This window comes from Streptococcus sp. D7B5, assembly GCF_029691405.1.
Lineage (GTDB): Bacteria > Bacillota > Bacilli > Lactobacillales > Streptococcaceae > Streptococcus.
Genome location: NZ_CP121467.1, coordinates 1543398 through 1569700, shown reverse-complemented (window position 1 = coordinate 1569700; position 26303 = coordinate 1543398). Strand labels below are relative to the sequence as shown.

Annotated in this window: 24 protein-coding genes; 10 read left to right on the top strand and 14 right to left on the bottom strand. The window is 40.8% G+C overall.

Going from position 1 to position 26303, the window contains the following annotated elements:
• Positions 1-55: 55 nt before the first annotated feature.
• Positions 56-685, bottom strand: coding sequence for an ABC transporter ATP-binding protein (locus P8P68_RS07625; RefSeq protein WP_000593110.1), 630 nt, complete (start codon positions 683-685; stop codon positions 56-58).
• The gene (locus P8P68_RS07620; protein ID WP_000724248.1) at positions 682-2790 is read right to left on the bottom strand and encodes a bacteriocin-associated integral membrane family protein; all 2109 of its coding nucleotides are present in this window, start codon (positions 2788-2790) and stop codon (positions 682-684) included. Before P8P68_RS07620 ends, P8P68_RS07625 begins: the two co-directional genes overlap by 4 nt.
• Before the next feature lie 162 nt (positions 2791-2952).
• Between P8P68_RS07620 and P8P68_RS07615 the strand changes: the two genes are divergently transcribed.
• Positions 2953-3816 (top strand): helix-turn-helix transcriptional regulator, encoded by an 864-nt coding sequence (locus P8P68_RS07615; RefSeq protein WP_001268185.1) that lies wholly within the window; start codon positions 2953-2955, stop codon positions 3814-3816.
• Positions 3817-3867: 51 nt separating this feature from the next.
• On the opposite strand, the gene P8P68_RS07610 is transcribed toward P8P68_RS07615, so the two are convergent.
• Complete coding sequence (locus tag P8P68_RS07610) at positions 3868-4503, bottom strand: LysM domain-containing protein (protein WP_070695958.1); 636 nt, start codon at positions 4501-4503, stop codon at positions 3868-3870.
• A gap of 241 nt (positions 4504-4744) precedes the next feature.
• Between P8P68_RS07610 and sdaAB the strand changes: the two genes are divergently transcribed.
• From sdaAB to P8P68_RS07595, 3 genes are read left to right on the top strand one after another with little or no spacing between them, the layout of a single operon-like run.
• Complete coding sequence (gene sdaAB / locus P8P68_RS07605; RefSeq protein ID WP_000555868.1) at positions 4745-5416, top strand: L-serine ammonia-lyase, iron-sulfur-dependent subunit beta; 672 nt, start codon at positions 4745-4747, stop codon at positions 5414-5416.
• An 8-nt stretch (positions 5417-5424) separates the two neighbouring features.
• Positions 5425-6297: an L-serine ammonia-lyase, iron-sulfur-dependent, subunit alpha gene (gene sdaAA / locus P8P68_RS07600; protein ID WP_049490500.1), complete on the top strand. Its 873-nt coding sequence runs from the start codon at positions 5425-5427 to the stop codon at positions 6295-6297.
• Between the two features lie 27 nt (positions 6298-6324).
• Complete coding sequence (locus P8P68_RS07595) at positions 6325-6954, top strand: HAD-IA family hydrolase (protein WP_278275853.1); 630 nt, start codon at positions 6325-6327, stop codon at positions 6952-6954.
• A gap of 87 nt (positions 6955-7041) precedes the next feature.
• Here the strand turns inward: P8P68_RS07595 and P8P68_RS07590 are convergent, their stop codons facing one another.
• From P8P68_RS07590 to P8P68_RS07575, 4 genes are all read right to left on the bottom strand, one after another.
• Positions 7042-7257 carry a hypothetical protein gene (locus P8P68_RS07590; protein WP_000759535.1) on the bottom strand — a complete coding sequence of 72 codons (216 nt, stop codon included), beginning with the start codon at positions 7255-7257 and terminating at the stop codon, positions 7042-7044.
• On the bottom strand, positions 7232-7654 hold the full coding sequence (locus tag P8P68_RS07585) for a DUF805 domain-containing protein (protein WP_000947294.1): 423 nt from the start codon (positions 7652-7654) through the stop codon (positions 7232-7234). Before P8P68_RS07585 ends, P8P68_RS07590 begins: the two co-directional genes overlap by 26 nt.
• Positions 7655-7902: 248 nt before the next feature.
• Positions 7903-9753: a nucleoside-diphosphate sugar epimerase/dehydratase gene (locus P8P68_RS07580; RefSeq protein ID WP_278275852.1), complete on the bottom strand. Its 1851-nt coding sequence runs from the start codon at positions 9751-9753 to the stop codon at positions 7903-7905.
• Positions 9754-9829: 76 nt separating this feature from the next.
• Complete coding sequence (locus P8P68_RS07575) at positions 9830-10660, bottom strand: glycosyltransferase (protein ID WP_001114309.1); 831 nt, start codon at positions 10658-10660, stop codon at positions 9830-9832.
• Between the two features lie 221 nt (positions 10661-10881).
• On the opposite strand from P8P68_RS07575, the gene P8P68_RS07570 reads away from it, so the two are divergent.
• The 6 genes from P8P68_RS07570 to P8P68_RS07545 all read left to right on the top strand — a co-directional run bounded on the left by P8P68_RS07570 (position 10882) and on the right by P8P68_RS07545 (position 17427).
• Positions 10882-12048, top strand: coding sequence for an MFS transporter (locus P8P68_RS07570; RefSeq protein ID WP_261049971.1), 1167 nt, complete (start codon positions 10882-10884; stop codon positions 12046-12048).
• 297 nt (positions 12049-12345) lie between these two features.
• The gene (locus P8P68_RS07565; RefSeq protein ID WP_000160018.1) at positions 12346-14385 is read left to right on the top strand and encodes a retron Ec67 family RNA-directed DNA polymerase/endonuclease; all 2040 of its coding nucleotides are present in this window, start codon (positions 12346-12348) and stop codon (positions 14383-14385) included.
• Between the two features lie 188 nt (positions 14386-14573).
• A complete protein-coding gene (locus tag P8P68_RS07560; protein ID WP_000273860.1) occupies positions 14574-14900 on the top strand; it encodes a PadR family transcriptional regulator in 327 nt (108 codons plus the stop codon).
• On the top strand, positions 14887-15480 hold the full coding sequence (locus P8P68_RS07555; protein ID WP_000198659.1) for a DUF1700 domain-containing protein: 594 nt from the start codon (positions 14887-14889) through the stop codon (positions 15478-15480). Before P8P68_RS07560 ends, P8P68_RS07555 begins: the two co-directional genes overlap by 14 nt.
• The gene (locus P8P68_RS07550; RefSeq protein WP_084945058.1) at positions 15473-16402 is read left to right on the top strand and encodes a DUF4097 family beta strand repeat-containing protein; all 930 of its coding nucleotides are present in this window, start codon (positions 15473-15475) and stop codon (positions 16400-16402) included. The genes P8P68_RS07555 and P8P68_RS07550 overlap by 8 nt, the downstream gene beginning before the upstream one ends.
• Before the next feature lie 62 nt (positions 16403-16464).
• Positions 16465-17427: a DUF6574 domain-containing protein gene (locus tag P8P68_RS07545; protein ID WP_000191328.1), complete on the top strand. Its 963-nt coding sequence runs from the start codon at positions 16465-16467 to the stop codon at positions 17425-17427.
• 62 nt (positions 17428-17489) lie between these two features.
• Here P8P68_RS07545 and P8P68_RS07540 read toward each other — a convergent pair whose 3' ends face one another.
• From P8P68_RS07540 to P8P68_RS07510, 7 genes are all read right to left on the bottom strand, one after another.
• Entirely contained in the window at positions 17490-18350 is an 861-nt protein-coding gene (locus tag P8P68_RS07540) for a DUF4299 family protein (protein WP_049501076.1), read from the bottom strand.
• 120 nt (positions 18351-18470) lie between these two features.
• The gene (locus P8P68_RS07535) at positions 18471-19457 is read right to left on the bottom strand and encodes a rhodanese-related sulfurtransferase (RefSeq protein ID WP_001030012.1); all 987 of its coding nucleotides are present in this window, start codon (positions 19455-19457) and stop codon (positions 18471-18473) included.
• Positions 19458-19727: 270 nt separating this feature from the next.
• Complete coding sequence (locus P8P68_RS07530; protein WP_070695954.1) at positions 19728-21212, bottom strand: ABC transporter substrate-binding protein; 1485 nt, start codon at positions 21210-21212, stop codon at positions 19728-19730.
• Positions 21213-21320: 108 nt separating this feature from the next.
• Positions 21321-22244 carry a carbohydrate ABC transporter permease gene (locus P8P68_RS07525; protein WP_000818344.1) on the bottom strand — a complete coding sequence of 308 codons (924 nt, stop codon included), beginning with the start codon at positions 22242-22244 and terminating at the stop codon, positions 21321-21323.
• Between the two features lie 13 nt (positions 22245-22257).
• A complete protein-coding gene (locus P8P68_RS07520) occupies positions 22258-23187 on the bottom strand; it encodes a sugar ABC transporter permease (protein ID WP_000714584.1) in 930 nt (309 codons plus the stop codon).
• Positions 23188-23544: 357 nt separating this feature from the next.
• The gene (locus P8P68_RS07515; protein WP_070695950.1) at positions 23545-25425 is read right to left on the bottom strand and encodes a beta-N-acetylhexosaminidase; all 1881 of its coding nucleotides are present in this window, start codon (positions 25423-25425) and stop codon (positions 23545-23547) included.
• On the bottom strand, positions 25419-26288 hold the full coding sequence (locus tag P8P68_RS07510) for an ROK family protein (protein WP_278275851.1): 870 nt from the start codon (positions 26286-26288) through the stop codon (positions 25419-25421). The genes P8P68_RS07515 and P8P68_RS07510 overlap by 7 nt, the downstream gene beginning before the upstream one ends.
• Positions 26289-26303: the final 15 nt, after the last annotated feature.

The window sequence follows — 26303 nt, the reverse complement described above, 5'->3', positions numbered from 1 at the left end:
CAATTACCCAATTACAGGTAAGATGAAGAGATCAATGAACTCGCCACATTCTCTTTCACAATTCAATAACTCGATGGCATTGTTGAGCTACATAGGCATCGTGGGTAACGATAATGACCGTTTTCCCTTCCTTGTTCATATCTAAGAGAAAGTTTAAAACCAAATCTCGATTTTCAGGGTCTAGAGAGCCGGTTGGTTCATCTGCTAACAGGAGCTGACTCGGTTTTAAAATGGCTCTAGCAACTGCGATTCGTTGCTGTTCCCCTCCAGATAACTCTGAAACCTTCTGATGTAGGGTTGATGACAATCCCACTCTCTCTAAAATTTCTTCTATCTTTTTGCCTTTGTCCTTCTTGGATAATTTTACATACTTTAGAGCGAGCATGAGATTATACTCTACCGTTTCATTATCAATCAGAGCAAAGTTTTGAAACAGATAAGAGATATGTTCGCGGATAATCGCTTGCGACTTAACAGAATTGACAGGTACATTTTGCTGACCGAAAATTTCATAATGTCCACTGTAATCGCCATCTATCAAACCCAAGAGATTTAACAAGGTTGACTTGCCACTGCCACTTTTTCCAACAATGGCAACTAAATCTCCTTGGTTAATTTTTAGAGATAAGTTCTCCAAAATAACTTTTTTCCCAATGGTTTTCGTAACATTTTCCAACTTTATCATAAGTGATCCCCTTTCAATAACTGCACTACATTTCGTTTTTCCATCTTAGAGCCCAAGAAAAGTACAAACAGAATATCTAAGCCTGTAAATCCTGCGAAAAGCAAGAGCGGGAACAGTGCCTGTGTAAAGAATAGCAGGACTACAAAAGGGAAGCTATATACCAACAATAGAATCCTCAAGAAAGAACGATACCGATCTATCAATTTCCAACCCATGAACTTCTTGGTGATGATATCTGTTCGCTTCAATAAGAAAGTTGTTACTAGTAAGAAGTAGGAAATCATCATACTAAGAAGACCAACCAAAGCAAAGAGTATGTTGAAATTCCGAACAGCATCTCGATAAGAATCTACTTTCTCTTGTTGAATGGCTTGAATAGATGAAAATTTTAAATAATTCCCATCTGATAATTTCTCAACTAACGCTGTCACCTCTTTTTGATGTTGAGCTGTATTTTCGATTTTAATGGGATTATTTAAACCTGTTGTTGACAGGGAAGCTTTTTCATCCCACATCATATCAGAATCATTGACCAAGCTAATAATTGGATTGTAGAGATTTTCCTTTCGCTTCTCGTTATAAGGGAAGAATGACCAATCACCTTCATAGTAAGCAATCTCGATATCCATCTCCTCTATCGTTCGTTTTTGCTGCTCTTCATACTTCATAGAAAGATAGGCAATTAATTTCCCCAAGAGCTGATTTTTATCTTCTTCACCTTTCGTACTTGCTGGCATCAAAATAACTTTTTTAGTGCCGGTATCGGGTAACTTGAATTCCTTGCTCTTTAGAAAATTGCGATTAGCATAGTAAACATCCACCGTATCTGTTAACTGATATTGCTGAATCTGTTCTGATTTGACAAAATTTTTTACAGGAAGACTGCTACTTTGCACATAGCCCGCCTGCGTTTTTTCTACCAAATCCAGATAAAATCGATAGAAATAATCCACTGCTTGCCCTGAGCCTGCCAACTGCTCTTGCCACAGATTATCATTGAGTTGAAAAGTTTCCAAGGTCAGATAATTTCCTTGACTGATCCACTGTTTCTGGTAATCCAACTCTTTGTTTTCTTGCTCCAAACTTTTTCCTACCCCAACTAGCAAGACTGTCAGTAAAATAGTAGTTCCAATTTTCATCAAATAATTAAAGAGTAGACTAAATTTGAAAGATGAAAAACCTTTCAGCAAAGAGCTGATTGTCATTTTTTGAATTAAGAGGTAAGTCAACCAACTGATAAAGAGATAAAGTTGCAAAAGCAAAAAATGCGACAACCATAACATTGGGAACAAATCTTTTGGCTTGTAATCAAGCAAGAAACATACTCCTAGATTGATCACAAGCGCCCCACCTAGGAGGAGGTAGAGGTTGCCTTTCACAACATCAGCTAAAACAGCCCGATCTTGAAAACCCAGTAATTTTTGTACCCCAACTCTTTTCATATCCATCATCGGTTGATACACTGTCACTAACACAAGAAGTAAAATAGCCAAGACAAAAACAATGGCAGATAAAAGCAAATCTCGATTTATGACTTCCACTGCACTTTTATAGGTCGGCTCTAGCAAGGTAGCCTGGTCTATCTTGAAAAAATCGCTCCATTTCTGTACAATCCTATCCTTGTCCATCTCTTGTGTAGAAGTTATCGTATAGCGACCATTTAAACTACGAGATGTATCCTTGATATAGGTTTGAAAAGTCATAAGCTGAATAGGCTTGGCTTTTAGAAAAGTCGGAATCGTACCAAGTTTATTGGAAATTTCTTTATTACTGTAAACTCCCTCACCATCTGTGGTAAAATCAAGAGAAGAAATCCCAAACTCTTGGTAGGGAAAGGTATCTTTATCAAAAACACCAGACTTGACCACCTCATCACCACTGTCTGTTTTGATGATGGAGACTTTATACTCCTTTGATACATCCTCAAAAAATCGAAGAACAGATGCTGCAGGTTCATTAATATCTTTCAAATACAAATCCAAAGAATCTACAGTCTTTCCCATTTCCCGAATCCGCACCACTTCTCGTGTGTAGTTTATATTAAAAACAAAAAAAGTGGTACACAAAAGCAGGAGTAACATACAGAAATTACTGATTTTTTTCATAAAAGTACCTCCTTAGTACTTTATCATCTTAGTCGTAGAATTTATTCCCTTTTTTCACAAATTTATTTTAGATTTCTTTTTTACTTTTTATACTACTATGATACAATATTTTTAATCAGTTTCTATTTTCTGTTAACTTTTTTCACGAACAAGGAGGAGATCATGCGCTACGATTTTGGAAATGTTTATAAAGAAATACGTGAGTCAAAAGGATTAACCCAAGAAGATGTCTGTGGTAGCGTCCTTTCAAGAACCAGCCTATCAAAAATCGAAAGCGGGAAAACAACTCCTAAATATGAGAATATGGAGTTTCTTCTCCGACAAGTCAATATGAGTTTTGAAGAGTTTGAATATATCTGTCAACTTTATCAACCAAGTCAACGCACAGAAATTATGCAAACCTATCTCAATATGAGCTCAATCCTAGGGACTAATGAACTCGAAAAACTATTTCAAAAATGTCAAGACTACCTCAAAACTCACCACGACCTCCCCATCAAAGAGATACGAGATATGCTAGAAATTGTTATCTATATTCGCCAAAATGGGACTAAAAAACTGTCAATCGAAGTTAACAATACTGTAAAGAAGCTATGGAAGAAGATAGAAAAGCAGGACACTTGGTACGAGAATGACTTAAAAATTCTCAATACCATTCTCTTTACCTTTCCTATAGAACATATCCATCTCATCACTGGAAAAATCTTGCAACGCTTAGAAGTCTATAAAAACTATCAACATTTATATGACTTGCGAATGGCAATCCTACTCAACCTCTCCACCATTTACTTATACAATCAAGATAGAAATATGTGTAAACAAATATGCTATACTTTACTAGAAGATGCCAAGAACAAGAAAAGCTACGATAGGCTTGCTATCTGCTATGTCCGTATTGGGATTTGTACGGATGATTCTAAACTTATCCAAAAAGGTTTCTCCCTTCTGGAACTAACCGATGAAACCTCCATGCTATCTCATCTCAAAAAAGAAGTAGAGACCTATCATCAACCAAAGGAAATATAAAAAAGTCGAGGGATTTCCTCGACTTTTACATATTTTTCTGTTAGCTAGTTCTTAATACCAACCGTTGTTAAGCCAGAAGTTCTTGGCAGCTGTCCATGAACCATAACGTCCTGCAACGTAGGCATCTGCTACACGTTCTTGGTTTTCAGCTGAGTAGTCACCGTTCAAGTATGAATCTGTCAATTGGTAACGTCCGATGTAACGTCCGTTTGTAGCAGTGTAGCTACCACCTGATTCTTTTTGAGCGATCCATTCTTTGGCTTCTGCTTCAGAACCACTTACAGTAGAAGCTGCTGCAGTGTTGCTTTCTGCTGCTGGAACCGCTGGTGTAGCTGGCGCTTCATAGGTTGTTGTTTCAGTTACTTCTTCTGCAGTTTCTTCCGCAGCTGCTGGTGCTTCATAAGTTGTTGTTGAAGCTGCAGCGGTTGCAGTTGCTGTCGATGGAGCTGTTCCTTCGATAACCAAAACTTGGTCAACATAGATAAGGTGAATATCTTTGATGTTGTTTTTTGCTGCCAATTTTTCAACAGTTGTGTTGTACTTCTCAGCGATTTCTGAAAGAGTATCACCTGATTTAACTGTGTAAGTTACAGTTTCTTGGGCAGATGCAAGTGATGGAGCAAAGAAAGCAAGCAAAGCTGCTACTCCTGCGATAGTTGTTTTAATTTTTTTAGTTGTTAATGACATATCTAAAAATTCTCCTTCCATTGGATATATCTATGATACCTTTTAAATGTTACCGTTGTTTAACGGTTTTATGTAGAAATATTACAAAAATGTTTTATATTTACCGTTTTAAGTAGGTTTTTGTCACAAAAGACCTTATTTTATACTATCTTTAATCATTTTAAGCTTTTGATAAGGGAAATAAGCGCAGAGGTCCATTCTTTGATATAATAGATATAAGAATCTTTGTAAGGGGAAACAGATGCACTCACTTCGTTTTCAATCTGTCTTTGACATTATCGGACCAGTTATGATTGGCCCATCAAGTAGCCATACTGCTGGAGCTGTTCGCATCGGGAAAATCGTCTCTTCCATCTTTGATGATACGCCGACAGAAGTCGAATTCCAATTATTTAACTCATTTGCCAAAACCTACCGTGGTCATGGAACGGACCTTGCTCTCGTCGCTGGTATATTAGGTATGGATACAGACGATCCCGACATTCCAAATAGCCTAGAGATTGCCCATAAACGCGGTATCAAGATTGTCTGGACCATTCAGAAAGACAGCAACGCTCCTCATCCTAACACCACTAAAATTACTGTGAAGAATGAACACAAGTCCATCAGTGTGACAGGAATTTCCATCGGTGGGGGAAATATCCAGGTTACGGAGCTTAACGGCTTTGCTGTCTCTCTCAACATGAACACACCAACCATTATTATCGTGCATCAGGATGTTCCGGGTATGATTGCCCATGTTACTGAAGCCCTCTCTCGTTTTGATATCAATATCGCTCAGATGAATGTGACTCGAGAAAAAGCTGGAGAAAAAGCCATCATGATTATCGAAGTCGATAGTCGAAGTTGCGAAGAGGCGATTGAAGAAATCCGAAAAATCCCTCATCTCCACAATGTCAATTTCTTTAAGTAGGAGGAAACATGTTTTATTCTATCAAAGAATTGGTCGAGCAGGCGGATCTAGACTTCCAAGGAAATGTCGCAGAACTCATGATTGCGACAGAATATCAACTAAGCGGTCGGGAACGGCCAGAAGTTCTCCTCCTCATGGAACGCAATCTAGAAGTCATGAAAGCCTCTGTCGAGCTCGGTCTCAGTAAAAATAAATCCCGTAGTGGCCTAACGGGTGGAGACGCGGCCAAACTAGACCGCCATCTCAAAAGTGGCAAGGCCTTGTCGGACTTTACCATCCTATCAGCAGCCCGTAATGCCATCGCGGTCAATGAACACAATGCGAAGATGGGCTTGGTCTGTGCCACTCCAACCGCAGGAAGTGCTGGCTGTCTGCCAGCCGTTCTCACTGCTGCTATCCAAAAACTTGACCTCAGCCACGAAGAACAGTTAGATTTCCTCTTTGCTGCTGGTGCCTTTGGATTGGTTATCGCAAACAATGCCTCTATCTCGGGTGCTGAAGGTGGCTGTCAGGCCGAAGTCGGCTCTGCCTCCGCCATGAGTGCCGCAGCCTTGACTTTGGCCGCAGGTGGAACGCCCTATCAGGCTAGCCAAGCCATCGCCTTTGTCATTAAAAATATGCTAGGTCTCATCTGTGACCCTGTTGCTGGTTTGGTTGAAGTTCCCTGTGTCAAACGAAATGCCATGGGAGCTAGCTTTGCCTTTATCGCGGCTGATATGGCCTTGGCAGGTATCGAATCTAAGATCCCTGTCGATGAAGTTATCGATGCCATGTACCAAGTCGGATCAAGTCTTCCAACTGCCTTTCGTGAAACGGCCGAGGGTGGACTCGCCGCCACACCTACTGGTCGCCGCCTACAAAAAGAAATCTTCGGAGAATAAGCTTATCTATATCTATTAGGAGAAACTATGCCCTCTATCTCAGCAATCTTTTTTGATCTAGACGGAACCCTGGTTGACAGTTCCATCGGGATCCACAATGCCTTTACCCATACCTTTAAAGAGCTAGGAGTTCCGAGTCCTGATGCCAAAACCATTCGTGGTTTCATGGGCCCGCCACTTGAAAGTAGCTTTGCGACCTGCCTTCCCAAGGAACAAATCTCGGAGGCCGTCCAGATATACCGCTCTTACTACAAGGAAAAAGGCATCCACGAAGCCCAACTCTTCCCCCGAATAACGGAATTGCTTCAAGAGCTTTCGCAAAACTACCCTCTCTACATCACTACAACAAAGAATACTCCTACTGCTCATGATATGACTAAAAATCTGGGAATCCATCATTTCTTTGATGGCATTTACGGCTCTAGTCCTGAAACGCCACACAAGGCGGATGTCATCCGTTACGCCTTGCAAACGCATCAACTCCCTGCGGACCAAGTCCTCATCATCGGGGATACCAAGTTTGATATGATTGGAGCCCAAGAAACTGGTATTAAAAAGTTTGCTGTTACTTGGGGATTTGGAGAAGAGGCTGATTTACTCAGCTATCAGCCTGACTGGATTGCCCATACCATTGATGATATCATTAGCCAGCTCTAACCATACAAAAATACTCCTAACACTAGTGAACTAGGTTGAGGAGTATTTTTTATATGTTGTTACTATCAGAAGGAATCAACTCCATGCTTAAGCAGTAATTTGATCCTGTTCTTCAGTATCTGTATCTTCATCCTTCTTACTTGGCCAAGCAAGCATGACAATAAGAGCAATCGGTCCAACGAGAGGAACCAAAGCAATGAAGATAAAGGCCCAGTGGAAACCAGCGTCTCGTAAGCAGCGAAGCGACTCAGCCGCTTTAAAATAGAGTAGAAATATCTTAATATTTTCGTACCATTTCTTCAAACTGAGAGTCTTCAGTGTTCTCTTTATTTGTTTCACTATTCTCTATCACTTTTTCTCCAAATCGTTGACTTGGCATAGCGAGCATAACGAGCAGTGTTATTGCACCCAAAGGAACAAATACAATAAAAATATAGGCCCAATGGATACCCACATCTCGTAAGCGACGTACTATCAGTGCTAGTAGAGGAACAAACTCTATTATAAACAAAATAATACACATACTGAAGACCGCAATATTCCTGATGGCTTTATCAGATTCTACTCCAGTAAAAAGTGAGTAGTAGGCGGGCAAGAAAATCACCATATTTAGTAGCCAAACCCACCAAAATTCTGGACGTGTGGAACGACCAGAAAAATTTGCATAGCCTTTGAAAAAACTCCTAATAGCACTCAGCATACAAAAATCTCCTTTTGACTTTAATACTTATTTCGCAAAGTTATGTTACCAGCTTAAAATAGAGGTAGTTTTTAGATTGTCTGAAATCACTCTCCTGATAGATCACATAACATCTTCCCTTGAATAGTTGCGCTTATTAAACCTTTGAAAGATCCGATGTTCTCTACTCTCTATTTATAAAAACCAGCTTTCTGATTCTCTCAGAAAACTGGCGATAGTTGTTTCATTATGAAGGTAGTTGGACACTCTTACTCAGCATGAGTTGTCTCATTCGCAAAGGAAATAATCGCTTCTTTGAGCTCATCTCCGCTGAGTGAACGGAACTCTTCAATCTTTTGATCAATCGCTTCTAGCGGCATGACATTTACCTTACCAACGAAAATCTTATCCATGACTTGGTTATCAACCAATTCGGTCGAAACCAAGAGTTCTTCATAGAGTTTTTCCCCTGGTCGAATCCCGACTTCAACTATTGGAATTTCGCTTTCGGTATGTCCGCTTAGAAGGACCATTTTCTTAGCCAAATCATAGATCTTGACTGGTTTGCCCATGTCAAGGATAAAGACTTCTCCGTCCTTGGCATAAGCACCAGCATGGATTACTAGACGGCTAGCCTCTGGAATGGTCATGAAGTAACGTGTCATACGGAAGTCTGTCACCGTTACAGGACCGCCTTCAGCAATCTGGCGTTCAAAGACAGGAATCACACTACCACGACTACCGAGAACATTCCCAAAACGAACTGCACAGTAGGTGGATTTGCTACGTTGGTTAAAGCCAGTGACAATCAATTCTGCCACGCGCTTAGTTGCCCCCATAACATTCGGTGGATTGACCGCCTTGTCAGTCGAAATCATAACCATCTTAGGTACCTTAGCTGCATCAACAGCCTTAGCAACATTGTAGGTTCCGAGGATATTGTTTTTGAAGGCTTCTTTTGGATTGCGCTCCATCATCGGAACGTGCTTGTGGGCAGCAGCATGGTAGACAATGGCTGGTTTGTACTGTTCAAACACCTGCAAAAGACGATCATAGTCCTGAATATCTGCAATGACAGGAACATAATCAATCCCTTGGAATGTACGGATCAATTCATGATAAACAAGATAGATTGAGTTTTCACCATGTCCAAGCAAGACGATACGCTCTGGATTGAAGCGGCTAACCTGACGACAAATCTCTGAACCAATCGAACCACCAGCTCCTGTCACCAAGATAGTCTTGCCTGTAAGCTCTGCACCCAGACGGGATTCGTCAAGACGAATTTCCTGACGCCCCAAAAGGTCTGTGATGTCAATTTTCTGGAAGCCACTACCTGGTTGGTGAAGCCCCTGAACAACTGTCTCAACCTTGGGCATCTTGTAACATTTGATACCGAGTTTATTACACATCTGCAAGATGCGTTCGTACTCTGATGGGTCAAGCGAAGGGATGGCTACGATGACTCGCTCGATTTGGTGACGTTTGGCCAATTCAGGCAGATTATCATAGGAGCCCAAAACTGGGATTCCACCTAGTTTTTGTCCCTTTTTCTTTTCATCGCTATCCAAAATTCCCACTAACTCGAGGTCACTAGTTGGGTGTTGGTAGCTATTCATAAAGAGAGCACCACCATCACCAGCACCAATCAAGAAGGTCCGACGGTGTTCTCCATCTCCACTACCTTTTTTACGTTTAGAATAAATCAACTGCCAAGTGATACGAGGAAGCAAGATGAGGAAGGTACTCAACAAAATGAAGAGTACGATGAAACGGATAGAAAACAATGGAAGGAAGGCATAGCAGATTCCATAAGAAAGAACACTGCTGAGCATCACTCCGAAAAAGATTTTCATGAAATCCGTAATCTTGCTATAACGACTGATACTAGCATTTAGCCCCCAAAATGCAATCATGATTTGATAGAGGAGGAAGGCTAAAAGAGTGTAGATGACGTAATCCACAGGCGCAGGATTTATAAGGCCATAAAACAAGATATAAGATACGATGATGGAAACCACCATACTCAGAATATCGAATATCCCCCAAAACACTTGTTTTTGCTGTTTATTTAAAATTTCAACCAGATCAATCACATAATCTGTTAGTTTTTTATTCATAGGAATTTACTCCCCCCTTAAAAGAGTCAGATGATACTGTTGTTATGATAATCTGAATCATTCAGTCTATCGGGGCTTACTTTCTCTTTCTTAAAAGTTTGACGAAGATAAACTGACGTACAAAGCCTGGACAAAGTGCAACAATTGCCTGAATGGCCACACTTTTAGCATATTCCCTGTAAGAAATTTGCCCCCGCTCAAGCATCCGTTGGCGAGCTTGACGATAGAGTTTAAGGTAACGCAAGCCACCTCGACGCTCAAACATCCCTGCACCGACACGAACCTTACACAAGATTTGATCTAGGTTTCCAGTCTTGGCACCTGCAGCAATCATATTGAGCCAAAGGAGGTCATCCTCCATGTAAAGGCCATCTTCATAGTTGCCCGCCTTGAGGACCATGTCCTTTTTGAACATGACTGTCATATGGTTAAAGGCACTTCTCATTCTTTGGTAAGCCATAATGTCTGCATGCCGAGTTGGGACACGACGGTAAGAAACAATCTCGTCAGGATTGTCAATAAATTCTGCAATATGTCCACCTAAGAGATCCAGATTTTCCTGTTCCATTAGTTGGACTTGCTTTTCAAAGCGGTCAGATACCGCTATATCATCTGTATCCATACGAGCAATGATATCGTACTGACACTGTAAAACACCGTATCGAAGAGCCAAACCTAAACCTTGATTTTCCTCTAAGGGGCACCGTTTCACTGGAATGTCTGACTGAGCTTCCACTTCTTCTAGCACCTGATAGAGTTCGGGTGTGAGCGGCCCGTCCTCAACAAGAACAAGTTCGCTCGGTTTCAAGGTCTGGTTTTGAACACTTTTGATAGCATCTCTTAAAAACGTCGGATTTTCCTTTACATAGACCGACATCAAGACGCTGATTTTTTGCTTTTCAGGCACAGTTTTTCTCCAATGTATAGATTTCCTTCCACTATTTTATCACAAATTCTCCTAGTTTCCTATTTTTATATCAAATCAAGGAAAATTCTAGTAAAGAAATCTGTCTCTTTTCACTTTATTTTCACTTCCATTGATTGATCTGTCTTGGCTGTCATTACTTGACATTATAAGGAAAAAACCTTAAAATAAGCTGTTATTAAAATCATCCTATCGAGGTTTTTATGAAGAAACAATCACTCTTTTTTGTTCTAGGAATTGTCTTAATCGGGACTGTTTTACGATCTCCCTTCACTGCTCTTCCAACTATTTTAGGAGATATTGCTCAGGGACTAGGAGTGGAGGTTAGCTCTCTTGGGATTTTAACCAGTCTCCCTCTCTTGATGTTTGCTCTTTTCTCTGCTTTTGCAAGCCGCTTGGCACAAAAAATCGGGTTGGAACATCTCTTTACATACTGTCTCCTCCTCTTAACTGTTGGCTCTGTCATTCGGATTTTCAATCTTCCCCTTCTCTATCTAGGGACCCTAATTGTGGGAGCAAGCATTGCGATCTTCAATGTACTCCTCCCAAGTATGATCCAGGCAAATCAGCCTCAAAAGATTAGTTTCCTAACAACGCTCTATGTCACTGCCATGGGAATTTCGACAGCCATCGCTTCTTATCTATCCGTCCCTATCACCCAAGCTAGTTCTTGGAAGGGCCTCATCCTCGTTCTCAGCTTTCTCTGTCTGGTCACTCTGCTAGTCTGGTTGCCAAATCATCGCCACAACCACCACCTAGAAAACCAAAAAGAAAAGCAAGTCAAAGAGAATATTCTAAAAAGTAAAGATGTCTGGGCTATCATTATCTTTGGCGGGCTTCAGTCCTTGCTCTTTTATACAAGTATGACCTGGTTGCCAACTATGGCTGTTAGTGCTGGTATTTCTAATAGTGATGCGGCTCTCCTTGCTTCTATTTTCTCACTCATCAGCATTCCTTTTTCAATGACTGTTCCAAGTCTGACGACTCGTCTATCAGATGGTCACCGTCGAATCATGCTGGCAATTATCTCTATCGCTGGTATGACAGGAATTGCCATGCTCTTGTATCCAACCAATAATTTCCTCTACTGGTTAGTCGTCCATCTCTTGATTGGAACGGCCTGCAGTGCCCTCTTCCCCTACCTCATGGTTTGCTTCTCGCTTAAAACCAGTTCTCCTGAAAAGACAGCTCAGCTATCAGGACTAGCGCAAACAGGAGGCTACATCTTAGCTGCTTTTGGTCCTGCCTTGTTTGGTTATAGTTTTGAACTTTTCCAATCTTGGATCCCAGCTGTCCTTGCCCTTCTAGCCATCGATATCATCATGACCATCTCACTCTTTATGGTGGATCGGACTGATAAGATTCTCTAATTTTCTAAAATCTATCATAACCATAAACAATGCAAAGCCAGACAGAGTCTGGCTTTTTTTGGTCCATACAATAATCTAGTTTAATACACCTTAAAACTAGATTAATATCTTGTTTTGTGATAGAATATGTTTGCGTATGATTAGATTTTTGACTTGTGTGTTCGCAAGTATTAACAGCGATGTTATAGGAATGTTTGGCTTTACCTAGTTTTATTAGCTAGGGATTTTCTTGGATTTCTTCTGGAAATCTTGTTCGCGTAAGAGTTATCATACGCTTTTTTTTATGAGGAAAAAATTATGACTAAATTCAATCAACTACAAACAAAAGATGACTTTGCTAAACTACTTGGCTTGAAAAGTGCTAAATACATCAATTATTTATTGTACAATGTAAAAACTGATAATTTATATAACTCTTTCACTATCCTTAAAAAGAATGGTGGAGAAAGAGTTATACATGCCCCCAAAAAAGAGTTGAAGTTCCTTCAGAAAAAATTGTCTAATGTTTTGTGGGAATGTTACCTTGAAAGCATAGAATCTAAATCAAAGGATAAGAACTTTAAAACACCTGTTCTGTCTCACGCATTTGAAAAGGGGAAAAGCATTATTACCAACTCTCAGATGCATCGAAACAAGAAATACATTCTGAACATTGACTTGAAAAACTTTTTTGATTCTTTTAATTTTGGAAGAGTAAGAGGCTTCTTTATAAAAGACAAGGATTTTACTGTTTCACCAGAAATTGCTACAGTAATTGCTCAAATTGCATGTTACCAAGGTAAGTTACCACAAGGAGCCCCTTCTTCTCCCATCATCACAAATTTAATTACTAGAATTTTAGATTATCGGATTGTCAAAATTGCTAAAAAATATCGTTTTACATATTCTAGATACGCCGATGATATGACTTTTTCGACAAATCGTGAACTAAACTCTAATAAACTGAGAGCAAGCAAAGAGTTAGATAACTTTTTAACTGAATTAGAGGAGGTAATCATCTCATCTGGTTTTGAAATTAATCCTAAAAAAACACGATTGAGCAATAACATGCAGCGCCAAGAAGTGACTGGACTGGTTGTCAACAAAAAGATAAATGTAAAAAGAGAGTACATAAAAAATACTCGCGCAATGGCCTTTCAATTATACAAAGATGGAGCTTTTGAAATAGATAAGAAACCAGGAACGATCAATCAACTAACGGGACGCTTTGCTTTTATTTTTCAAATAGATCAATACAACAACTACTTACTTTATAAAAAGTCCCTGATTCAAAATAATCTGGATGCACAGAAATATTTATTAGGCAGAAACTCATCAAAAAAATCTGAATCGAAATATTATTGGAAATATATCTTTTATAATAAAGATTTACGAAAAGAATTATTCGATAATAAAAAACATAATACATATAATTTACCAACAGAGTTCTACAGTATAGGTAAGGAACAAAAGAAAACGTACATGTCTCTATTTAATTCTAGAGAAAAAGAGTACAAAAAATTTCTATTTTATAAATATTTTTTCGGAAATGATAAACCTATAATTGTCACAGAAGGAAAGACAGATCCCCGATATATTAAAGCAGCTTTAAAAAAGCTTTATCGTAAATATCCAGAACTTATTGAAAAAGTTGGCAATAACTTTGTATTTAAAATTGAATTTTTAAATCATACTAATACAATAGAGTATCTTTTTAATGTTCCAGAAGGGGGAGAAGGTTTTAAATATTGGTATAATTATTTTTCTGATAAATCTTACTATAATGATGAAGGTAAGAAAAAATTTTTTGCTCTAGATCCAGAAGAAAGAATTTTATACGCAAACTATATTACTTATTTCCAACAATTAACCGATAATATTCCAAATTATCCAACAATATTTTTATTTGATAATGAACCGAATAATAGAAATGGTAAGGATAAATCTCCCTTATTTTTGTTTGCGAATCATGCAAAAGACCTAATGAATCCTCAGAATAAAGACTCGAAGACTTCCAAGAGTTTAGAATCAAAAATTTCAGATAATTTAGAAAAAATTAGAAGAGAAAAACCTTGTCGTATTAATAAAAATGGGAGCTTATATATTATGGCGACACCTTTAGTATCTAGTAAGAATGACGGTAATTTTTCTGATATTGAAGATCTATTATTGTCACGTAAATTGCCACCCATTTTAAAAGGGAAAACATTCTCCAAGAGTGGTGGTGATAATCATTATGGAAAAGAAATTCTTTCAAAGCATGTTCTAAAAAATTATGAAAAATTCGATTTTACTGAGTTTATCCCTTTGTTAGACGGTATAAGAGATAATATACTAGATTATAAATCATTATTCTAGCTTATCTTTAAAATATAGAATTCTGCCGAATAACTGATGTATAATCCTCTAAACTTCTAGTTTTTACTAGGAGTTTTTTTATATGTAAAATTTTTACACATATTTCTTGACAGGGCTTTCATATTGAGATACAATATATTTGAAAAGAGTATATATAAAATTTTTATATAATATAAAGGAGGTTTCCCATGTACTTCCCAACATCCTCTGCCTTGATCGAGTTTCTCATCTTGGCTGTACTGGAGCAGGGGGATTCTTATGGTTATGAGATTAGTCAAACCATTAAGCTCATCGCCAATATCAAAGAATCTACGCTCTATCCCATTCTCAAAAAATTGGAAGCCAGTGGCTTTCTGACCACCTACTCTAGAGAGTTTCAGGGGCGTATGCGCAAATACTACTCCTTGACCAATCGGGGCGTAGAGCAGCTCGTTACTCTAAAGGAAGAGTGGACGCTCTATACCGACACCGTCAACGGCATCATAGAAGGGAGTATCCGCCATGACAAGAACTGACTATCTGACTCAGTTAGAAACCTATCTCAATAAACTGCCTGAAGCTGACCGCATCGAAGCTATGGACTACTTTAAGGAACTATTTGACGATGCAGGTTCAGAGGGCGAAGAGGAACTCATTGCCAGTCTAGGAACACCAAAAGAAGCGGCTCATGATGTCCTCTCTGATCTTCTCGATAAAAAAGTCAATGAAGCCCCTGCTCAAAAGAATGACCGTCAACTGCTACACATTGCCCTCCTGGCCCTGCTAGTAGCTCCTATCGGAATTCCGGTCGGGATCGGCATCCTCATGGCCATCATCGGTATTATTATCGCAGCCGTCTCCGTCATTTTAGCCTTTTTTACCGTCTCTGTAACGGGTATCCTGCTAGGTGGACTCTTTATCATAGAGAGCTTTAGTGTCCTAGTCGAAGCCAAATCTGCCTTTATCTTGATTTTTGGGGCTGGTTTGCTTTCTATCGGTGCTTCTTCTCTTGTTCTACTAGGTATCTCCTATGTAGCTCGTTTCTTTGGCCTCCTAATCGTCCGCTTAGCACAATGGATTCTTAAAAAAGGAAAGAGAGGTGATAGACATGCGTAAATTGACAAAAGGATTTCTCATTTTTGGTGTGGTTTCTACAATCCTCGGTTTTATCATGATCATTGTAGGTGCGCAGTCCAATGGTATTCAAAGTTTGCTTGCCATGTCAAAAGACCCCGTCTATGACAATCGTATCGAAGAAGTGACCTTTGGAAGTGAAGTGGAAAAGCTTGATTTGACCCTTGAGGAACATAGCCTAACCATCACAGAGTCTGTAGATGACAAGATTCACATCACCTATCATCCTTCCGTGTCTGGTCGTCACGATCTGACTACTGGCATGAGTGACAAAACACTAAGCGTCACTGACAAACAAGCCTCCCAACATCGCTTTCTCGGTTCAGGAATCGAAGGCCTACTTCGTATCGCCAGCAACTATTCTAATCGTTTTGACGAAGTCGTTCTCTCCCTCCCTAAAGGAAGAAAGCTGCAAGCTATCACCGTCTCAGCCAATCGTGGACAAACCAATATTCGTCAAGCCAATCTTGAAAATGCAACAATCAAAGCAAAAGGCTATCTCTTAAGAATAACAGAAAGCTCTATCAAGAATAGTACACTAACGACACCTCATATCATCAATATCTTTGATACCGAATTGACAGATAGCCAGGTCAAGACGGAAAGGGAACACATCTATGCTGAGAATATCAAGGTCCACGGCAAGGTTGAGCTAGAGGCCCATTCCACTCTAAACCTCATTCTCTCCCAGAAAGAGACTGACCGTATCAATCTAGATCTTTCTTCTCAGCATGGTGGTATCTATCATAAACCCAAAGAAGAACATCGTGGACAAAAAGAGAATGAACTTGCCAACCCATACAAGACAGACAAAGCAGATGTCAAGGACCTGCTCATTGCAAAAGCCAACCAGGATATCTACCTACCTAAAGAAGAGTACTCTTCTCCATCTAGAAACCATTGACAAAAACGCTTTCATCTGCTAATCTAAAAATAGAAAACGACCATAAAAAAGGAGGTTCCACCATGACACAAGAATGGTTTGAAAGTGCCGATCTTGAGAAGAAATCACCTCAGACAAAATCAGAAATCCAGCCCAACGAGCCTGAGACTTCAGAAACTGTGGAGACCGAACTACAAGTAAGCCAAGAAACTCCTATCTCACCTAAAGAGTCGGAAACGCATGAGGAGGAAGCTCCCGAAACGATAGAAGAAGCCCAAACCGAGGAAGAGGGAGAAGGGAAAGCTGAAGAGGAGCACAAGCAAGAAAACCCTGCAAAAGAGAAAAGTAACCTCAGCAAGGCTTTAGATAGTCCCTATATCCCAGACATTGACCCTCGTAAAACTGCCCGGTTCAAAGAAGAAATCGCACTATTTTGGACTTGGTTGCTGGACGCTATCCAAGAACCAACTGCCAGCAAGAATACGGACCAAAAGCATCGTTACAGTGTCTTTGGCCTGCTCACTTTACTATCCTCGATTAGCCTTTTCTTTAGTATCTATCATATCAAGCACCTCTACTACGGCTATATGGCCTCTATTGCCAATAGTTTACCTAACCAGCTCCCTCCTTTAGATCTCTTTGCTGGGCTTTCTATCTTGGTCGCTAGCGCTCTATTTTACTTTTCTATCATTTTGGGAGGCTTTACTGTCCGACGTGTGCTGGACCAGGAGAGCGACTTCACATTCCAAGAAGCTTGCGATCGTTACAGCCGGCTCTTTGCTATACCACTTGTCCTAACAGCTCTAGCAAGTTTCTTTGCACTTTTTGGTGGCTTACGATTTGCTGGCATCCTCACTCTTCTAAGCATGACCATCTTTGCCCTTGGAAATCTCTTTGTGATTAGCAAGCCAAGTAAGACCAGTAGCCTTGACCCATTTTATCGTTTCTTACTAGCTGTCTTACTTGATGCTGCTATTCTCTTACCCTTCTTCATTGCAGAGTTGGCGCTAACAGTGGACTACCTTCGCATCCTGACCTTCTTTTAACCAAAATCCCTGCCATTTGTTAATGACAGGGATTTTTATTCTTACTCTTTTTTGGACAAGGTCTACTCGATGCTTGCCAATCCTTCAAAATCTTTTCCCAAAATGGCTTGTACTTCCAATTGATTGGCATCTAGTTGGTGGTAAAATTCTGTTGGTAGTGACTCTAGGAATCTTGCATAGTCCAAGCGAGCGATGGTTTCATAGTCTTCTGCTTTGGACCCATCACCAGAAATCTTCACTAGGTCAATCTCCCAAACAAGCTCCTTGCCTGCTAGCTGCTCGGTATAGGGTGCTGGTACAAAGGGCTCCTTAGGTAAAATCGTCTTGACTCCCTGGGCTAGGTGGTAGATACCGTGCACCTTGCCTTGAGCATCCGGGTAAAATTTCACACTGGCAAGGTAGGCATCAGAGCCTTGAACCTTCTTGACTAGCTCTTCAAAACGTGCCAATCCGTCCTCAGCCAAAAAGCTCTCGAGGTAGTCCTTGTTGAGATAAATAGGAGACAAGAGTCCTTGGCAATATACTAAACGAACCGCCTTATCCGCTAGATAATGCTGGATCGTTTGTCGGAAATAAGCTTCAAAGTCAAAGTCTTCTAGCCCTTCTACCACTTGCCCCAACTTGCTCGATAGGGCTTGGAGGAGAGCCTCTACAATCTCCCAGTCCGCTCTGGTAAGAAAGTCTGGAATCACCACTTGATAGCCTTTTCGACTATCCGCATAGTTCACTTTGAAAAGAAATTGCGACTGGCCTACAATCCCACACTCCATGTACTCGAGACGATTGAGGGGCTGACGGAGATAGACTGCATCATAACTGTGCGACTCCAAGCCCTCCACCAAGGCCAAGATGGACTTGGCAGTCAAGACCTCCTGTTGTCCTAGAATGCTTTCTTTATTTGGGATAAAAAATGTTTTCGCCATAACTGGCCTCCTTTGAAATCGTTTACACATAGTATACCCTATTTTCCTGAAAGATACAGAAACAAATTTTAGATTTTTAGATAAAAAGCATAGAAAAACAGCCTCTAAGGGCTGTTTGCTTTATACTGTAGCGACTTGATCTAAGCTTTCACCGATAGCGGCTAGGCGCTCGATCACTTCTGCTTGTGTCAATTCATTTTCTGAAACATAGCGGTTGCGTGGGTGAACACGGCACTCGTGTGAGCATCCACGAAGGTATTTGTCTTCATTTTCTTCTGATGTTAGGATACGACGGTTACAGAAGGGATTTCCACAGTTGACATAACGTTCACATGGTGTTCCATCAAACCAGTCTTTCCCTACGATGGTTGGGTTAACATGGTTGACATCGACTGCGATACGCTCGTCAAAGACGTACATTTTCCCATCCCAAAGCTCACCTTGAACTTCTGGGTCTTTACCGTAAGTTGCGATTCCTCCGTGCAATTGGCCAACATCTTTGTAGCCTTCACGAACCATCCAACCTGAGAATTTCTCACAACGAACGCCACCTGTACAGTAAACCACGACACGCTTGTCCATGAATTTTTCCTTGTTGTCACGAACCCATTGTGGTAACTCACGGAAGTTGCGGATGTCTGGGCGGATAGCTCCACGGAAATGTCCTAGGTCGTACTCATAATCGTTACGTGTGTCAAGGACAACGGTATCTTCGTCAAGAAGGGCTTCTTTGAACTCTTTTGGAGACAAGTAAGCACCTGTTGTTTCAAGTGGGTTGATGTCGTTGTCAAAGTCGTTGTCTTCCAAACCAAGGTGGACAATTTCTTTCTTGTAGCGAACAAACATCTTCTTGAAGGCTTGTTCATTTTCTTCGTCAATCTTGAACCAGAGGTCTTCCATGCCTGGGAGACTGTGAACGTAGTCCATGTATTTTTGAGTTGTTTCGTAGTCACCTGAAACAGTTCCGTTAATTCCCTCGTCAGCGACTAGGATACGACCTTTAAGGCCGATTGATTTACAGAAAGCCAAGTGATCTGCCGCAAATTGCTCTGCATTTTCAATTGGAGTATAAAGGTAGTAAAGTAAGACACGAATATCTTTTGCCATAAGATTTGTTCTCTTTTCTATTCTTAAATTTTCAGAATTTTTCATTCAACTATACTAGTATACCCACTTGGGAAAACGAATGCAATTTATTTGACCGGAAATTGTAGAAAGAGTCCTACCCCTGCACTTCATCAGTAACCATAGCGAATCGCAGATAATTCTCTCAACTTTTTATTTGCATCCTAAAAATCACTACCTCCCCTAGAGAACTAAGGAAGGCAGTGATCACATTTTTAGGAATTAGGAATGAATACACGAAATCAATCAATCTTATGATTTTTTGTTTTTCAAGAATTCGTCATATTGTTTTTGCATTTCGTTCAATACTTTTTCGTAGGCACCTTCAGATTTCAATTTTTCCATCAATTCTGGAATAGCTTTATCTGGGTCTACAGTACCAGTGTTGATAGCTGTATCGAATTGTTGCATTGTGTTAGAAATTGCTGAGATTTCAGATTTCACATTGTCAGTGTTAAAGATGAATCCAAGTGCTGGAGATTCTTTAGCTTCTGCCAATTGTTTCTTAGAATCTTCGATTTGTTGATCTGTAACGTTTTCGTTGATGTAAAGAATCCAGTTGTTACCAGTGTTCCATCCACCCATGTGAGTATTTCCTTTGTAGCCATCAAGGACGCGTACACGGTTTTCTTTACCTTCAATTTTTTCCCAGTTCTTGCCTTCTGGACCGTAAACAAGACCGTTCAAGAGTTCTGGGTTCGTGTTCAAGAGGTTCAACACTTCCATTGATTTTTCTTTGTTCTTAGAGTTGTTTGAGATAACAAAGTTGGCAACTTGTGTTGTTTGGTTTTTCTTGATAAAGTTAGTGATTGGTTTGATTTGGATGTCTTTGTTAGCAACGCGTGAGAGCAAGCTGTTACCGTAGTCAGCTGGTCCTACTGTTTCTTCACGAACGAACCAAGTATCTTGTTGAAGGTCAAATGAAGTGTCGCTTGTTGCTACGTCTTTTGGAATGTATCCAGCTTCATAGAATTTGTGAAGAGTCTTCAAGTGTTCTTTGAAACGAGGCACTTCGTAACGGTTTACGATCTTAGTAGTGTCTCCTTCAAGGTCAATAACAAATGGAAGTCCGTTTGGTACTGGGTAGTCAAAGTTATCAGATGGGATAAAGTTCTTCGTAACCGCAAATGGTACTACGTCTGGAGCTTTTTCTTTGATTTGTTTCAAGACTGGCTCAAGTGTTTCGTATGAAGTTACACCTGAAATATCGATACCGTATTTAGCAAGAAGAGTTCCGTTGAAGGCAAAGTTTTGAGATGATGCAACGTTAGCTGCAACTGGTACTGCATAGATCTTACCGTTTACAGTGTTCCCTTTGATGTAAGCTGGGTCAAGTGCTTTGTAAAGCTCTGCTCCTTCTTTTTTATACAATTCTGTCAAGTCAGCATAAGCACCTTTTTGAGCATTTACGACATAGTTAGATGCAAATGCGATATCATAGTTTTCACCAGATGATGTGATAACTGACATTTTCTTATCATAGTCACCCCATCCGAGGTATTGGATATCCAATTTAGCACCGACTTTTTCTTCGATGATTTTGTTTGCATTTTCTAGCAATTCATCCAAGTTGTCTGGTTTGTCACCGATTTGGTACATTTTGATTACAGGTTTTTCACCTGAAGCAGTATCAGCAGCTTTTTTGTTATTACCTGTAAGGTTTCCACAAGCAGCAAGACCAGCAGCCAAAGCGACTACGCTAGCAGATGCAAAAGCATATTTTTTCCAGTTTTTCATGATAAAAACTCCTTTTTTTATTTTTAAACTTATAAACGATTTAATAATTTGTAACTTCAGTCACTAAGATGAAGTTGGGAAGGGAGAAACGGTGTTTCTCAGCAAGTGCTATTCTTTCACACCACCGATGGTCAAACCTTTAACAAAGTAGCGTTGGAAGAATGGATACAGAATCGCGATTGGAAGGGTTGCAACAACAACCATGGCCATACGACCTGTTTCTTTCGGTAGAGCAACTCCCAGTTGGCCAGATAGACCGACTGCTTTTGCAATGTAGTCCATATTTTGTTGGATTTGCATAAGCAAATATTGCAATGGATACAAGTTGTCACTCTTGATATAAAGAAGGGCGTTGAACCAGTCGTTCCAGAAACCAAGAGCTGTCAAAAGCGTGATGGTTGCGATACCTGGAAGTGACAATGGCAAACAGATCTGGAAGAAGATCCGAGCTTCACTGGCACCATCAATACGAGCAGATTCGAGAATGGCTTCTGGAATGGTCTTCTTGAAGAAGGAACGCATCAAGATGATGTTGAATGGTGAGAGGAGCATTGGAACAATCAAGGCCCAAACGGTATCACCCAGTTGAAGCAGGCGAGTTACCACAATATAGCCCGGTACCAAACCAGCATTGAACAACATACTAAGAAGAGCGAAGATCGTGAAGAATCTGCGGTACTTAAAGGTTGTCCGTGAGATGGCGTAGGCATAAGTGGTTGTAATGAAGACGTTGGTCACTGTTCCGACTACAGTTACAAAAACTGAGATAAAGAGCGCTTGGAGGATCTTATCTTTAAACTGAGCCAAGAACTGGAATCCGTCTACACCAAACTTCGAAGGGAAAAAGCTATATCCATACTGGAGGATGCTCTTTTCGTCTGTCACCGAAATGATGATAACGAAGATAAAGGGCAAGATACAAGAAAGAGCAATCAAACCAGAGATGATACTAAAGAAGATATCTGCTTTCTTACTGAAGGAGTGAATGCCGACATTATCGATTTTTTCTTTTTTAATTTTCTTTTCTGCCATATTCTCCTCCTTTCTAGAACAAAGCTGAGTTTGGATCGACTCGTCTTGCAAGCAAGTTTGATAGGATAACCAGAATCAAACCGACAACGGATTGGTAAAGACCGGCTGCTGAAGCCATACCGATATCTGCTGTCTGAGTCAAACCATTAAAGACATATACGTCCAAAACGTTGGTTACATTGTAAAGCTGACCAGCATTGTGTGGAATTTGATAGAAGAGACCAAAGTCTGCACGGAAGATATTTCCGACTGCAAGGATGGTCAATACAGTTACAAGTGGAGTCAACTGAGGAATGGTTACGTTGCGAATGCGTTGCCACTTGCTCGCCCCGTCCACTGTTGCTGCTTCGTAGTAGGTTGGATCAATTCCCATGATCGTCGCATAGTACATGACACTGCTATATCCAAAGCCTTTCCAAATACCTAGGAAAAGGAGAAGGTATGGCCAAATGCCTAAGTCAGCGTAAAAGTTGACTTCCTTCATGCCAATGGATGTTAGGAAATGGTTGAAGACCCCTTTGTCAATGTTTAGGAAGGCATCTGTAAAGAAACTGATGATAACCCATGACAGGAAGTAAGGGAACAACATAGACGTTTGGAAAATCTTAACCATTCTCTTAGAGCGGAGCTCGCTGAGGATGATGGCAATCCCTACTGATACAATCAAACCGATAAAGATAAACCCGAGATTGTAGAGAACGGTATTTCGAGTGATGATAAAGGCATCTTTTGAACTAAACAAGAATCTGAAATTATCTAACCCGACCCATTTACTATTCACAATACTATCTATGAAACCATTACTGGTCATATGGTAGTCTTTAAAGGCAACCACATTCCCAAATACTGGAATGTAAAAGAATAGAATCAACCAGAGTGCCCCTGGTAAAACCATCAAGAGAAAGATCCAGTTATCTCTCAAGGTCTTTGAAAACTTTTTCATAATTTCCTCCCTTTTTATTCCTAAAAACTGATTTCATCGAATTTTTAGGTTTGATAACGATTACATTATTAGTATACTCCTATTTGAAGGCTAGGTTAAACTACTAATTATAGAAAAAACTCCACAAATTATTTTTTGTGGAGAAGTTTTTTATAAGAAATAGGTTTCACGAGAAACACTCTGAACAAAGGACACTGTTCTTGTTTTTATACTCAATGAAAATCAAAGAGCAAACTAGGAAGCTAGCCGCAAGCTGCTCAAAGCACTGCTTTGAGGTTGCAGATAAAACTGACGAAGTCAGTAACATCTATACGGCAAGGCGAAGCTGACGTGGTTTTAAGAGATTTTCGAAGAGTATTAAGTCGTATAAATCGTTGAAGCTGTCGCAATAGTATGCCATTGGTTGGCTGTTGTGGCTGCGAAGTCCTTGTCTGCGTAGAAGTCAGTAAATGGTAGGATTTCAACTTCTAGCTCGTCGATGCGGTCAATCTGATCAGACAGATAGGCTTCGATACGGCTTTCTGCTCGCTTGATGCGTTGCAAGAGTCCGCCCATACGGATATCAACCGTATCCAAACCAAAGACCTTGTTTTCTTTCAACCATTGGTGGCTAAAGAGGGCATGGAAGTTTTCAATCTCGCTTCTAAGTTTTGGTAATTCTTGGCTTGCGATTTCTCTCAGACTTTCTTTATCGTTTACTTGGTAGGCCTGACGAATGCGTCGTCCCACATCCACTTTACTGCTTAAAATCTGGTTCAACTGGGCCTGAGTTTCAAAGAGATAAGCATAATTTCCTGCTTTTTCTTTGATTTCAGCAAGCGTCGCAGCTGCCTGAGCAAAGTGCGGTTTGTCCTGTTCAGGTGTCATATGTTTGTCAAGAATCGGACAGAGAATATCCTGATAAAAGACATAGCGGTTGGGATTGATGCCACTGAGATTGCCTAGTAGGTCTGGCAAGAGATTAGCTAGGTCAATCTGTATAAAGTCCTCAACCGATAGACCTGTATTGGTCTTGAAGTGTGCAGACAAACGGTCTAGGTCATTGCGGTAGCTGAGTTCTGCCCAGATTTGCAGACTTGGTAGAATAGAAAACTGGGCAGTTTCCCCACCATTGTCCCCCCAACCCGTTACAATGACTTCTTTGATGTCGTTAGCACGACAGGCTTTGTTGGCTTCAAGAGCAATAAGACGGCTGAAATGGTTGTTGGGTGTGAAACCGATCCACTTCCAAGCACCACCTGCAAAGGCAATATCTTGGCTAATCTTGTGGTGATTGCGGAAATTGCGGTTGTATTTTTCCTCGCTGTCCTGATAATAATCCCAGTAAACCAAGGTTACACGATCTTTAAGTCGGTCGAGGTAGACACGAGTTTCCTCAGGAATCTCCACATCACGGTCGTACTGGCCATCTGCTGACATGAGTTTAAAGAACATATCGCTCCACATCTGGCAGTGGAAACCATACTTGTCTGCAATATCCAGTACGCGCTCCAAGTGTTGGCACATAAGGAGACTACGGTCCACAACACCGTTCAAAATGAGGTAGCGCCCCAAACCAACCAAATGGGCTTCGTCCATCCCGATATTGACCTTGCGAGTCTGCAGTTTAGATAGAGTGGCAAACATGCCATCAATCAGGTCATAAACCTTTTCTTCGCCGATAAGGAGAATGTCCTCCACATCACGGAGTTCTTGCACTTCCTTAACACCCCATTTGACAAAGGCTGACAAGTGGGCCAAGGTCTGGATGCAAGGCACAAAGGTCATGTCAAACTGCTGAGCGTAGGCTTCGATTTCCTGCAACTCCTCAGCCGAGTAGGCACCACGGAAATAGCCAAAGTAAGGCTGTCCCTCAATCTGGTAGGTGTCTTCCATGTAAAGCTCAAATGTTGAGTAGCCCATGAGAGCCAAGACCTCAATCATCTGTTTGGCAGAAGCGACATTGAGCACTGCATTTCGTGAACAGTCTGCCATGTAGGCCAACTCTTCGTAAGCAGCTTCTTCTTCAATCTCTACCTTATCCCCTTCTACTAGAGCTGTTGCCAATAAGGACAAGGCGCGGTATAGTTGGTGAGGTTTGCGATAGGTTAGTTGATAGTGTCCACTTTCACCCTTGATAGAGATAGAGGCCTGATCAGACTGAGCGACTGCAATTTCCACATCTGGTAAAGAGATATGCTTTGTCAGCAAGTCGATTGCCTGAGTTTGTTTGGGACTAAGTCCTGTAAATCTTACCACTGATTTTCCTCCTGTAGCCAGTTGACAAGGGCACCGTAGAGATTGGCGTCTGCGTGATAGGTGCAGGTCTGGATAACTGGTGCGACCGTGTATTCTTCGTAGGTTTCGACAAATTCATCGACAGCTTTTTTGACACCTTGGATAAAGTCTGGATTCTGACTGATGGAGCCTCCCAGACTAATGACATCTGGGTCGATGAGATACTGAATATTGAGCAAGCCTTGCGCCAGATTACGGTTCATGCGCAAAATAGCTTCTTGACAAAGAGCATTGCCAGCTGCAGCTTCTTGGTAAATCTTGCGACCATCCCAGTCAGTCTGACCAGATTTTTCAATTACGTAACGAACCATGTTTCCTGTAGAGGCTAGTAGCGACCAGTTGTTGAGTTTTTCAGCTGGTTCAATGGTTGTCATATAGCCAAACTCACCACCTAAGCCGTGGCGACCACGGTGAAGTTTGCCATTGATAATCATAGCTCCGCCAATTCCTGTCCCAATCACGACACAGGCTGCATTTTCAATCTCTGGATGAGCCAGCAGTTCACTAAGTCCAACACAGTTGGCATCATTTTCTAGATGGACAGGGAGTTGATGATGAGCAAGAGCTTCATACCAAGAAAAGCCATGGATGTAAGGTACGGCACTGATTCCCTCAATCACACCTGTTTCTTGATTGACCGCGCCTGGAACGCTCATGGCAATGCCCTTATAATCTTTCTCCGACAGACGTTGGTCTAGCCAAGTCAGTAAATCCTCCAAGTTTTCTGGCGTCGGAGTACTTGTCTTATCTAGTATTTTTCCATCAGGAGTCAGACTGGCAAACTTAATCCCAGTCCCTCCGATATCAATGGTTGCAATGGTCATTGTTCTTCCCATAAA

What these genes read in the sequence shown, in the direction of transcription:
- P8P68_RS07585 (WP_000947294.1), bottom strand. Translation starts at nt 7,654, where the DNA reads ATGCTGAGTGCTATTAGGAGTTTTTTCAAAGGCTATGCAAATTTTTCT.
- P8P68_RS07535 (WP_001030012.1), bottom strand. Translation starts at nt 19,457, where the DNA reads ATGGCAAAAGATATTCGTGTCTTACTTTACTACCTTTATACTCCAATT.
- P8P68_RS07620 (WP_000724248.1), bottom strand. Translation starts at nt 2,790, where the DNA reads ATGAAAAAAATCAGTAATTTCTGTATGTTACTCCTGCTTTTGTGTACC.
- P8P68_RS07510 (WP_278275851.1), bottom strand. Translation starts at nt 26,288, where the DNA reads ATGACCATTGCAACCATTGATATCGGAGGGACTGGGATTAAGTTTGCC.
- P8P68_RS07580 (WP_278275852.1), bottom strand. Translation starts at nt 9,753, where the DNA reads ATGAATAAAAAACTAACAGATTATGTGATTGATCTGGTTGAAATTTTA.
- P8P68_RS07560 (WP_000273860.1), top strand. Translation starts at nt 14,574, where the DNA reads ATGTACTTCCCAACATCCTCTGCCTTGATCGAGTTTCTCATCTTGGCT.
- sdaAB (WP_000555868.1), top strand. Translation starts at nt 4,745, where the DNA reads ATGCACTCACTTCGTTTTCAATCTGTCTTTGACATTATCGGACCAGTT.
- P8P68_RS07550 (WP_084945058.1), top strand. Translation starts at nt 15,473, where the DNA reads ATGCGTAAATTGACAAAAGGATTTCTCATTTTTGGTGTGGTTTCTACA.
- sdaAA (WP_049490500.1), top strand. Translation starts at nt 5,425, where the DNA reads ATGTTTTATTCTATCAAAGAATTGGTCGAGCAGGCGGATCTAGACTTC.
- P8P68_RS07565 (WP_000160018.1), top strand. Translation starts at nt 12,346, where the DNA reads ATGACTAAATTCAATCAACTACAAACAAAAGATGACTTTGCTAAACTA.
- P8P68_RS07625 (WP_000593110.1), bottom strand. Translation starts at nt 685, where the DNA reads ATGATAAAGTTGGAAAATGTTACGAAAACCATTGGGAAAAAAGTTATT.
- P8P68_RS07520 (WP_000714584.1), bottom strand. Translation starts at nt 23,187, where the DNA reads ATGAAAAAGTTTTCAAAGACCTTGAGAGATAACTGGATCTTTCTCTTG.
- P8P68_RS07555 (WP_000198659.1), top strand. Translation starts at nt 14,887, where the DNA reads ATGACAAGAACTGACTATCTGACTCAGTTAGAAACCTATCTCAATAAA.
- P8P68_RS07540 (WP_049501076.1), bottom strand. Translation starts at nt 18,350, where the DNA reads ATGGCGAAAACATTTTTTATCCCAAATAAAGAAAGCATTCTAGGACAA.
- P8P68_RS07615 (WP_001268185.1), top strand. Translation starts at nt 2,953, where the DNA reads ATGCGCTACGATTTTGGAAATGTTTATAAAGAAATACGTGAGTCAAAA.
- P8P68_RS07530 (WP_070695954.1), bottom strand. Translation starts at nt 21,212, where the DNA reads ATGAAAAACTGGAAAAAATATGCTTTTGCATCTGCTAGCGTAGTCGCT.
- P8P68_RS07595 (WP_278275853.1), top strand. Translation starts at nt 6,325, where the DNA reads ATGCCCTCTATCTCAGCAATCTTTTTTGATCTAGACGGAACCCTGGTT.
- P8P68_RS07545 (WP_000191328.1), top strand. Translation starts at nt 16,465, where the DNA reads ATGACACAAGAATGGTTTGAAAGTGCCGATCTTGAGAAGAAATCACCT.
- P8P68_RS07610 (WP_070695958.1), bottom strand. Translation starts at nt 4,503, where the DNA reads ATGTCATTAACAACTAAAAAAATTAAAACAACTATCGCAGGAGTAGCA.
- P8P68_RS07570 (WP_261049971.1), top strand. Translation starts at nt 10,882, where the DNA reads ATGAAGAAACAATCACTCTTTTTTGTTCTAGGAATTGTCTTAATCGGG.
- P8P68_RS07525 (WP_000818344.1), bottom strand. Translation starts at nt 22,244, where the DNA reads ATGGCAGAAAAGAAAATTAAAAAAGAAAAAATCGATAATGTCGGCATT.